Raw genomic sequence first — 10,663 nt, forward strand, 5'->3', positions numbered from 1 at the left:
ACCTAAACTGCAGCATCATATAGATACCCGAAGGGGCTGACATTATGTCAGCCCCTTTTTTATTGTTCGCATTTAATTCGAGAGGCTCAGCTTACCACCAAGCTTCTACTTGCATACCGACACTCATTTCACTGCTTTTACCTTCACCGAAAGCATTGTCGTTTTCTGCATCATTCAGGTATGTCGCAAAGATACGGAACTCAGGACGAGACCAGAAACCCACTTGCGGTACCCAAGCCTGAGCAACGGTAAACTTACCGCCCGCGCTGTCTTGGTTATCAATGGTCTCCACAAAGCCACCAATTTCAAGGATGGTACGCATGCGCTTGTCCCACTTATAAAGCGGGCGAATCACGGCACTGAACGACTCATCATCACTGTTGTTCGCACCCACACCGGATGATGCGGCATAACGCACCGTGTGACCAAATTCGATATTCTCACCGATTTCTAGTACGCCCCAGTTAATCAATCGAAAGCCATCCGCATCATTATTGTTGGCATCACGAACGATACCCTTACCAGACCCAAAGGTCGTCATCTGCTCAGCATAACCAGAATTAGCAACTTGAAGAATGGTCTTGTTGAAACCACCTACTAAATTCTGATTTAAGCTCGCCGTTAGCATCACACTATCATCCGCATCCACCGTTTGACCCTGCTTTTCATTGGCGAAGTTCATATCAATACCAACCTCAAGATCCGCATTGTTCCACAATGGAATACCTGCATAGCGTATATCAGCAATCATGGCTGTGGTTTCTTTGCCATCAAACACATCACCTGTCACCGTATCTTGAATCAATGCCACCGATAATTTACCTGGTCCCATATTGATATGTTCAACACCGGCACCAATACCACTTACATCCCAGTAGTAATTATCAACAATGTGTACATCATGGCGTTGGTAGTAGCGCTCACCCGCCCAAATACCAATGTCTTTATCTTCAAAAAGTCCTACCGCTTGAACATTAAGTTGAACCACATCAACGCTTTTATCCGCCGCGTTCTCATCTTGGCCTTGCCAGTACGACAACATGGAATCAACTAAAAATGAAACGTCGTCCTCAGCATACACCTCTTTCTTAAAGCCAAACTCACCATATAGGTCATTTTCGTTGCCGAGTCGGCCAACTTTACTCACCTCCCACTTGCTGTTTGAGCCGCCTTCATTACTAAGGCCAACGCCGCCCCGCATGTAGCCATTGAACTCCAATGGCGTGGTTTCATCAGCGTATAAATTAGGTGTCAGTAACGCAGTAGAGAGTGCAGCAGCAATAGGTAACAGTTTCATCGTCCATTCCTTTCAGATCTAGAATCAGGTTATTATTTATAAATGGGAACATTCCCATGGGATCGATCCCATTTATATTGAGAGGAATATAAATTGAAAGAGAACTGATCCATTACTGTGATCAAGTTAACTATTGAAATCAGAAAAAGTTGATAGGTGTAGGATTAGCCTGATGAATACTTCGGGATAAAAATGGAGGCATAAAGCACAAAATGGGTCTAGTTGAGAACAGATAAGAGAATAAAACAGAGAGTCAGGGAAAGAGAAAAATGGATAAATAAAACAGGTATCGAAGCATCTGATTGATACCTCGACACCTAAACTTGACGATTAAATAAGCTCAGCTGGATTATTTAAGTTGATCCCAAGAGATATTTGATACCAGACGGCAGTCATCACACTTGAAATAGAAAATATCGTGGATCGGCGCATCTAGCAGCCATTCACCGCCACATTGCGGGCATTTACGCTCTTTTTCATCTTTCAAACTCGTGCCGCCCACACGGTACAAGTAGTAGTAAGTGGGGATCTTAGTCAGATATTCGATGCGCCCTCTCAAACCCCAACCACGCTTAAACAATACGCTTTTGGTATCGCTGATTTCCGTCAAGGTTGCGTGTTCAGCTCGACAGCCACCACCCATTTGTACTTCATCACAGGCTTGCCATTCAGTCTGCCATTTCAGCACAGCTTTATGGTCGCCATTAAAGGTCGGTGGATTACGGTATAGTGGGATCGGCAACAAGCTATCACCACTGCGCAGCGGTGAGCAGGTATGCACAAAGGTGGTGTACAGCACTTGCCAACTTGGCGCTTCATCTTCAGCCACTTCTTCTGAGTTCAAATCTCGACCCAGTAAGCGCATTTTCGGAGTAAGCAGGCTCGCATTAGACAGACGATCTAAACACACTTTTACGAAATCTGAGTGGTTACGCGGGTGCAAGCTGTCTTGCTCTGGGCAGACAACACGAACATAAAATTCACCATCACCCATCACGATAGGAAACTCACGGCCGAGCACTTGTCCGTTATAACGCAGTGCATCCATTAAGCCATTCACCGCCTTGTCGACAGCGCTTACTGTTGTGTTATCAAAACACTCAAATTGAAGTTCTAATACGTACATCTATTTATACCGCTGGTTGTAGCTTTTCTAAAAACTCAGCCAATGTCTCAGCAAGTACATCACGATTTTTGGTGCCTAAGCGCTCTAAAATCACGTTGCCAGTTAAGTTACAGATAGAGATAACATCCAGCTCAGCATCAGTTGCTGCGATAAAAACCGTCGGTTTCAGCTTTAGGCGACGCTGCGTTACCAAGTGACCTAGAATGTTTTCTTGCAGGCATTCGAAGTCTTCATCACTCCAAATTTGCAGAAGGGTCAGCTCATTACCGTCAAATGTCGCATTCATATCTGCGCTGTATTGAGCACCGTAGAAGGTTTTGATGTCTTCATGCAGTGTTAGCTCAATGCCCGTTTCTACGTTAGTAAAATCAGCAAATTGCTCACGTGGATAGTGTTTCCATAACACGGCGTCACCGCTCTTTTCTTCTACGCATGGCGATACGATGTCCACCAACTCCTCATTGCGAGGTAAGCTTTGGTGTTGCTGTTGCCACGCGTCAACGTATCGTTGACTAAAAGAAACCAGTGCGTCTTGAGCACGTTGAGTCATGAAAATCTCCTAAACACATAATAATAAATAGAATCTGAGCCTCTCCTTGCCGAATAAGCTTATCTAATAAGCGATGACTTAATGACAGGGTAAAGGGGATTCAGTAAAATCGACCCCATTCTAATCGAATTTGAAACGAAAGTATGAGCAAATATTCTGACGCAAAAGAACTAGCGGGTTTAACGCTGGGCCAAAAAACTGAGTACTCTAACCAATACGATGCAAGTTTATTGCAACCAGTACCGCGTAGCCTGAATCGTGATGATCTCGCGCTAAACGGCGAATTGCCTTTTGTTGGTCATGATATTTGGACCATGTACGAGCTTTCGTGGCTGAACACAAATGGCCTACCACAAGTGGCGGTGGGTGAAGTTTTCATCCCAGCAACTAGCCCAAATTTAATTGAATCAAAATCTTTCAAGCTATACCTGAACAGCTACAACCAGACTCAATTCGACAACTGGGAACAAGTGACTGAGCGCTTAACGCAAGACCTATCGGCATGTGCAGGCGAAGCTGTGATCGTGAATGTTAACTCGGTAACCGACTACACCAACCAACCTATCGTGACGATGGAAGGCGAATGTATCGATAACCAAGATATTCAAATCACTAGCTACGACTTTGAAGCGTCACTGCTTGAAGGTGCTGCTGGCGAGCAAGAGGTGGAAGAAACACTGCACAGCCATCTATTAAAATCGAACTGCTTGATCACCAATCAACCAGACTGGGGCAGCGTTGAGATCGCATATTCAGGCAAGCAAATTGACCGTGAAGCCCTGCTGCGCTATTTAGTTTCTTTCCGTGAGCACAACGAATTCCACGAACAATGTGTTGAGCGTATCTTCACTGATATCATGAAATACTGCGCGCCTTCGAAGTTAACTGTGTTTGCACGTTACACGCGTCGTGGTGGTCTAGATATCAACCCATACCGTTCAACAGAGCAAGATAGACCAAACCACAATAAGCGTATGGCTCGCCAATAATAGGCAAACCACACACTTATTTGGCACCTACCTAATCTTTAAAGGACATTGAAATGCGTTGGTTATACGTTGTTAGCCTATTTATTTTAAGCTTGAGCACCTCGGTGAATGCGTCGGTCTATTCCTCGGCGCTACTCAACGAAGCCAATAACTTGGTTGAGATTGAACCAAGCCAAGCAAAACAAATGGCCAACAGCTACCTGACGCTTCGTGTCCTTTCTGATCAGCGCGAGAAAAGCCCTTCGGCGATTTCGCGCGAAGAGACAGACTCCTCGATCCGTACTCCTAACAGCAGTATCGATGCCTACAAGATTTTAGCGAAAGCAGAGTACAACCTTGGCAATATTCGTATTGCGATTAAGCACATCGAAAAAGCTTCTGAGCTCGCTAAAACCTATAAGCTCGACTATCTAAAGGTGGATCTTGAGATCTTAAAAGTTCGTTTAGTATGGCTCAATGATAAAAAATCCGACAAAGCCAATACTGCGCTAGAGAATATAGAAGCTAACCTTGAGTCAGTAAGTAAAACCTTGCGCTTAACCGAAGGCATCACCTACCGCTTAATCATGTTGAAAGCTGACATCGCGTCATACGACAACAAGGTAGATGAAGCGGAAAAGTTCTACCAAGAAGCCAAGAATTACCTCGATCAACGCTACTCCGAAAAAGTATCCATCGACTACCACATCGCAGTCGGTGAATTTTACCTGAACCACAAAGAGTACAATCACGCGCTGTCCGAATTATTATATGGCTACTGGAAATCAGTGGAAGGCAACCTAAGTGCACGGTTAGCGAAAGTAAACCGCCTACTGGCCCAACTGTTCTTTGAGCGCCAAGTGTTAGATAAAGCACTAGAACATCTATCTCAAGCTGCTGATTTTTATGACAACTTTGAAAACTCCCCAGTATTAGCACAAGTGCTTAAGAAAATGGGTGATGTGTACTTCTACCAAGGCAAATACAACCTTGCCCTAGTGCATTTCTTCAACGTACTGGATCATGAAAGTACTGACCGAGATATCTACCAAGTCATCGATATTCGTTTAAGCTTATCAGCGACTTACCTACGCCTTTATAATTACCCTCTAGCAGAACAGTACCTCACACGTGCCCTTGAACTGCTAGAGTATACCGATATTCCAAAGCTGGAAGGACGTGCTGCGCTCCTATCCGCTGGGCTGGCTTACCACCTTCAAGAGAGTGAAGATGTGATCAAGCATGCGACACGCGCGCTTGAGATCTCACGCCAAGTCGAGAACTCACGCTTATCACAACGCTCATACTACTTGCTCTCTTTGGGTTACGAACAAGCAGGTCGCCCTCAACAGGCACTCGCTAATCTCAAACAGTACAACAGCCTAGTCTCTTTAGAGCAGCAAAAACTCAACCGTGTTGGCGAAGATGCATTCCGCCAACAGAAAGAGTTTGCCGAGCAGACCTTACACTACGCAGGACAAGCTCAAGAGCTAGAGAAATACAAACTTGAACATCGCAAGTTCCAGAAGATCGCGTTCGCACTATTCCTATTCAGCATTGTGTTGTTCTTCTTTGTGTTACGCCGAGGCTACATTATTCAAACCTTGGCCAAAGAGGTGGATTCACTGCGCACCGACCTCTTTACGCACTCGCGTTCGAAACTGCCGAACCTAAGAATGCTCAACGCCAAACTGTCGAACTCTTTAGAGCAAACCAGCCAAACCTTTGAACAGTGGCAGATGGGTGAATTGATTCATGAGCCATTGAATGACCGTCTGCGCTTCGTGATGATTGATTTGCCTTTCCTACGCAATATGTACACACAGAACGGCTATAAAGCAGGTCTAGAGCTTGAAGATTCGTTCGGTGAGTTCCTCAAGTCGAAACTGGAAGGTCCATCTCGCGTCTACCACTTCTCGGATGCCAACCTGCTCTATATAGAACCGAATTCAGATCGTGATTCATCGCCTGAAGCCATGTTCAGAAAGGTTCAATCTTGGGTGAATGAATTCGAGACTGAACGCAATATCAATCGCACGGTTCGCATGGGCATCGCTGACTACCCATTCTTGCCACGCGCGTACACTGCGATTAACGATCAAGAGTTATTAGATGTGCTACTGATGTCGACAAATCTGGCGCGTGAGATAAGTCTCAAAGAGCGCAGCAGCCAATGGGTATACCTCAAAGCTATCGACAACGCACCGGCTGCGAGCCTTGCAACCGGTAACATAAGAGAAGCGTGTAAACATGCGATTAATCAAGGGTTAATAAAGATACAATCCTCGTATCAGAATGAGGACAACATCAAAAAAATGCTAAAAGATGACTGATTTGCGAGCGGTTAAGACTTGCAACTCGTGACCTTATTTTTAGTTTTGTTATTATCGATGTAACGGAATTTCATCAAAATGATCGAGATCGATCTACGCGGCGCTAATTAATACATCTATGGGCATTCTTGAAAAAGACATTCAGGCGCAACTCCACCAGCTGAAATTTCAGTTGGAGCAAGTTCGTTTGACGCAAAGAGACACCTCGTTCAAATTTATTCGCGAACAGAAAGTTCTAAAGCGAATCGTCACATCTTTAAGTGACGCGTGCGTTGGCAGTAATAGCCATTTAGATGAAAACCTCATTGCCCTTAGGGAAGAGCTAGAAAAACAGAAAGACATTAGCTCGATGATCCCAAAGCTGGCAGTACTAGAAAGGATGCTGAAGCAGAAAACCTTGGCTATGGATAAACAGAACGGATATCTGGACGATAGCATTAAGCACAGTGGGGAAACGCTGCAACGCATAACCGGCCTTCCAGCACAGCTTAAACGCGACCTACGAAACTTACTTAGCTTCTCCGAATGCAATGGTAGTCAGAAAGTCGACCATGCAATAAAACTGCTCGGTATTTATGAGCGTGCCATAAAGATCATGGCGAATAACTCACGCTCTCAGTTCGCCGACACTGCACACAGCCCAGAACAAGAACTCCTTTCTGATCTATCAAACGAATTACAACATCTGATTACCGAACTCGATTTTGAGGGCGAATCAGGTGATGTGCTGACCGATATTCGCGCAAAGCTATTGCTTGGTGTTTCTACACAAAACCTGCTTGAGCTGACACTTCAGATCCTCAAGCTAGTGATTGAAGGCACCACACTAGAGCGTAAAAAATCTGAGCAGTTTATCGACCAACTCAACGCGTCACTCGCATCGAGCATAAAAACCGCAGACCAGAATACCGATCAAAGTCAGAGCTACTTTGAGCACCGCCAAGGCCTCAACTCTGAGCTCACTGAGCTGGTGAGCAAAAGCCAAAGCTCAGTTGAGAGAGCGAAGGATATTGATAGCTTAAAACAGTCGATCAATCCTCTACTCAGTGAAATCGCCTCTCTATCTGAAAGGTTGAATCACGCCGAGCAAAAAGAGCAAGCACTGATCGAACGAATGAGCTACGGAAAAACTCAGCTCGATTCCCTATATGAAGTGACTCAAGATTACCGTAAGCGTTTAGAAGATCAGGCTCAGCGTATGCTGCTTGACCCTCTAACAAAGGTGTACAACCGTACCGCGTTTACCGATCGTTTAGAGCTTGAGTACCGCCGTTGGATTCGCGCACAACACTCGCTACGTGTAGTACTGCTTGATATCGACAATTTCAAATCGATCAACGACAGCTTTGGTTACACTGCGGGCGATAAAGCCCTAAAGATCATCGCAAGAACCATCACCAAAGAAGCCAGCAATACCGATACCGTAGCGCGTTTTTCTGGTGAAGAATTTATCTTATTGCTACCAGAACAAACCGATGAATCTTGCCATCAGGTGATTCAAAACATTCAAACTCAGGTAAGCCGTTTACCATTTAAGTTCCGTGACCAACAAATCACCATCACCTTATGTGCAGCCAGCACTCAATTCAAAGAGTCAGATACGCCAGAAGAAGTGTTAGAGCGACTCAATAAAACATTAAATAAAGCAAAACATCGTGGAACCAACCAACTTGTTTGGAACTAAGCAGCCCTAGATTTAATTTATTTCATTTTTTCAAATACTTATCACATACCAATTTCCTAAATGTTTGCTAAGCTAATGATTAACATTCGCTTAACAAGCATTCTTGGCAAGCAATGCTGTATATAAGATTTCAAGCAACCGTATATTTGCTCTTAACCAATTTTTATATAATCCATTAAGCAACGCTGTCGTATCCGTTTCGTCTGGTTAACTCTCTCACCCTTAACCAAACACTTTCAACGTTTGCTTCTCACTCTCGAGCCAGAGGGTTACTTAACTGTCTCCCCTGCTCTTTTCAACAAGGAGGCACTATGATCACTCATATTAGCCCTGCCGGTAGCATGGATTTACTCTCTCAACTTGAGGTTGAGCGTCTTAAGAAAACCGCGTCTAGTGATCTGTACCAACTGTATCGTAACTGTACGTTAGCGGTACTCAACTCAGGTAGCCATACCGACAACTCCAAAGAGTTGCTCGACAAATATCTGTCGTTCGATGTCGAAGTCGTGCGCCGTGAGCGTGGTATCAAGCTCGAACTGAGCAACCCACCAGAACATGCCTTTGTCGATGGTGAAATCATCAAAGGGATACAAGAGCACCTATTCTCAGTGCTGCGTGACATTGTGTACGTCAACATGCACCTAGCCGACAACCAAAGGCTTAACCTGACCAATGCTACTCATATCACCAACCTAGTGTTTGGTATTTTAAGAAATGCAGGCGCGCTGACTCCGGGCATCGAACCGAACCTCATCGTGTGTTGGGGCGGTCACTCAATCAATGCCAGCGAATACCAATACACTCGTGAAGTGGGTAATGAACTTGGCCTGCGCGAGCTCAACATCTGTACCGGTTGTGGACCGGGCGCGATGGAAGGCCCAATGAAAGGAGCGGCGATTGGTCACGCGAAGCAACGCTACACTGATCATCGTTACCTAGGTCTTACTGAACCATCTATCATTGCGGCTGAGCCACCAAACCCTATCGTGAATGAGCTAGTGATCATGCCAGATATCGAGAAGCGTCTTGAGGCGTTTGTTCGTATGGCGCACGGCATCATCATTTTCCCTGGCGGCCCTGGTACTGCCGAAGAACTGTTGTACATCTTAGGTATTATGATGCACCCGAACAATGCCGATCAGCCAATGCCGATTGTATTAACGGGCTCGAAGGAGAGTGAAGCCTACTTCCGCTCAATTGATAAATTCATTGGCGAGACATTAGGTCCAGAAGCACAAAAACATTATGAGATCGTAATTGATGACCCGGCTCGCGCCGCGAAAATCATGAAGCAAGCTATGCCGGATGTCCGTTCTCACCGTAAAGAGACCGGCGATGCCTACAGCTATAACTGGTCACTGCATATTGAACCTGAGTTCCAACTGCCTTTCGATCCGACTCACGAATCGATGGCGGCACTCGACCTACATATGGACCAGAAAACAGAAAGCCTTGCGGCGAATCTGCGCAAAGCGTTCTCGGGCATTGTTGCGGGTAATGTCAAAGCTGAAGGTATTCTAGAGATAGAAAAACACGGCCCATTCATTATCGATGGTGACAAAGAGCTAATGACCAAAATGGACCAACTGCTTAACGACTTTGTTGAGCAACATCGAATGAAGCTACCGGGCGGGACCGACTACGTGCCTTGCTATAAAATCGCCTCACGTGATTAAGGCGTTTACGTTACCAACGTTTCAACTCACTAACTGATACGTTACTATAAGGGGCTAGCAGCCCCTTTTTTATTGCCTATTTAGTGGAAACTTATGTCTATCCATCTTGTTATTATCGATGCCTTGAATCTCATCCGACGCGTGCACTCGGCTCAGCCGGATCCAACCGATATAGCAAGAACCATCACCACCACAACTCGTACTCTAAATAAGATTACTTCAGAGTCTAAGCCGACTCATATCATCGCGGTGTTTGACCACCACCTGCAAGACCGAGGCTGGCGCGCGGAAGTACTGCCTGCATACAAGCAGAACCGAAAACCCATGCCAGAGCCACTCATGCAAGGCCTTGATGCAATCCAACAAGCTTGGTGGGAGTTAGGCATAGATTCGTTACTGTCCGATGGTGATGAAGCAGATGATTTAGTGGCAACGCTGGCTAAGAAAGTCGCAGACCATGGCGAAACCGTCACCATCATCTCTACAGATAAGGGCTACTGCCAACTGTTGTCGCCAACCCTGCAGATCCGCGATTATTTCCAACACCGCTGGTTAGATAAACCCTTTATCGAGGCGGAGTTTGGCGTAAAACCAGAGCAGCTTGCAGATTACTGGGGGTTAACCGGTGTTAGCTCTAGCCAAGTGCCAGGCATCCCAGGCGTGGGGCCAAAAGCAGCCAAAGAGATCTTAACCACTTACCCTGATATTGAAACGGCCTTTCAAGCGGAAGATTTACCCAAAAAATATCGTAAGAAGTTTGATGAACACATTGAGTCCGCTCGAGTGTGTAAGCAAGTCTCAGCTCTCAAAACAGACATAGATTTAGGTTTTAACCTGCAAGATATTCGTTACGAAGCAAGCGCTTAGCTCTATATAGAAACCCTTTGTTATACGAAGTTCCAGATACAGAAAAGCCTTAGTCGATACTGAAGTGACCCCGTAAAGTTGGACATTTCTGTTAAGCGGCTTTCAAGGCCTGAGTTCGATATTCTATCGGAGTCAGGCCTTTTAGTTTCACTTTTATACGTT

General features: G+C 45.4%; 9 protein-coding genes. 5 read left to right on the plus strand and 4 right to left on the minus strand.

Annotation, left to right across the window (positions count from 1 at the left end; genetic code table 11):
- Positions 1-91: 91 nt before the first annotated feature.
- From F0251_RS12170 to syd, 3 genes are all read right to left on the minus strand, one after another.
- Positions 92-1,297, minus strand: coding sequence for a carbohydrate porin (locus F0251_RS12170; RefSeq protein ID WP_171731053.1), 1,206 nt, complete (start codon positions 1,295-1,297; stop codon positions 92-94).
- Between the two features lie 349 nt (positions 1,298-1,646).
- Entirely contained in the window at positions 1,647-2,423 is a 777-nt protein-coding gene (locus F0251_RS12175; RefSeq protein WP_061032583.1) for a Zn-ribbon-containing protein, read from the minus strand.
- 4 nt (positions 2,424-2,427) lie between these two features.
- Complete coding sequence (gene syd, locus F0251_RS12180; RefSeq protein ID WP_004738534.1) at positions 2,428-2,973, minus strand: SecY-interacting protein; 546 nt, start codon at positions 2,971-2,973, stop codon at positions 2,428-2,430.
- Positions 2,974-3,116: 143 nt separating this feature from the next.
- On the opposite strand from syd, the gene queF reads away from it, so the two are divergent.
- From queF to xni, 5 genes are all read left to right on the plus strand, one after another.
- Positions 3,117-3,962, plus strand: coding sequence for an NADPH-dependent 7-cyano-7-deazaguanine reductase QueF (gene queF, locus F0251_RS12185; protein WP_105057506.1), 846 nt, complete (start codon positions 3,117-3,119; stop codon positions 3,960-3,962).
- Positions 3,963-4,015: 53 nt separating this feature from the next.
- The gene (locus F0251_RS12190; RefSeq protein WP_061032581.1) at positions 4,016-6,274 is read left to right on the plus strand and encodes a lipopolysaccharide assembly protein LapB; all 2,259 of its coding nucleotides are present in this window, start codon (positions 4,016-4,018) and stop codon (positions 6,272-6,274) included.
- 118 nt (positions 6,275-6,392) lie between these two features.
- On the plus strand, positions 6,393-7,958 hold the full coding sequence (locus tag F0251_RS12195; RefSeq protein ID WP_171731054.1) for a diguanylate cyclase: 1,566 nt from the start codon (positions 6,393-6,395) through the stop codon (positions 7,956-7,958).
- A 311-nt stretch (positions 7,959-8,269) separates the two neighbouring features.
- A complete protein-coding gene (gene ppnN / locus F0251_RS12200; RefSeq protein WP_008222901.1) occupies positions 8,270-9,634 on the plus strand; it encodes a nucleotide 5'-monophosphate nucleosidase PpnN in 1,365 nt (454 codons plus the stop codon).
- Between the two features lie 93 nt (positions 9,635-9,727).
- Positions 9,728-10,501: a flap endonuclease Xni gene (xni, locus tag F0251_RS12205; protein ID WP_061032578.1), complete on the plus strand. Its 774-nt coding sequence runs from the start codon at positions 9,728-9,730 to the stop codon at positions 10,499-10,501.
- Between the two features lie 91 nt (positions 10,502-10,592).
- Here xni and F0251_RS24660 read toward each other — a convergent pair.
- Positions 10,593-10,663 (minus strand): IS3 family transposase (locus F0251_RS24660; RefSeq protein WP_367613550.1); only part of this gene is annotated, 71 nt, incomplete at its 5' end.

This window comes from Vibrio sp. 070316B (assembly GCF_013114115.1).
In the GTDB taxonomy this organism is placed as follows: domain Bacteria; phylum Pseudomonadota; class Gammaproteobacteria; order Enterobacterales; family Vibrionaceae; genus Vibrio; species Vibrio chagasii_B.

What these genes read in the sequence shown, in the direction of transcription:
- F0251_RS12170 (WP_171731053.1), bottom strand. Translation starts at nt 1,297, where the DNA reads ATGAAACTGTTACCTATTGCTGCTGCACTCTCTACTGCGTTACTGACA.
- F0251_RS12175 (WP_061032583.1), bottom strand. Translation starts at nt 2,423, where the DNA reads ATGTACGTATTAGAACTTCAATTTGAGTGTTTTGATAACACAACAGTA.
- syd (WP_004738534.1), bottom strand. Translation starts at nt 2,973, where the DNA reads ATGACTCAACGTGCTCAAGACGCACTGGTTTCTTTTAGTCAACGATAC.
- queF (WP_105057506.1), top strand. Translation starts at nt 3,117, where the DNA reads ATGAGCAAATATTCTGACGCAAAAGAACTAGCGGGTTTAACGCTGGGC.
- F0251_RS12190 (WP_061032581.1), top strand. Translation starts at nt 4,016, where the DNA reads ATGCGTTGGTTATACGTTGTTAGCCTATTTATTTTAAGCTTGAGCACC.
- F0251_RS12195 (WP_171731054.1), top strand. Translation starts at nt 6,393, where the DNA reads ATGGGCATTCTTGAAAAAGACATTCAGGCGCAACTCCACCAGCTGAAA.
- ppnN (WP_008222901.1), top strand. Translation starts at nt 8,270, where the DNA reads ATGATCACTCATATTAGCCCTGCCGGTAGCATGGATTTACTCTCTCAA.
- xni (WP_061032578.1), top strand. Translation starts at nt 9,728, where the DNA reads ATGTCTATCCATCTTGTTATTATCGATGCCTTGAATCTCATCCGACGC.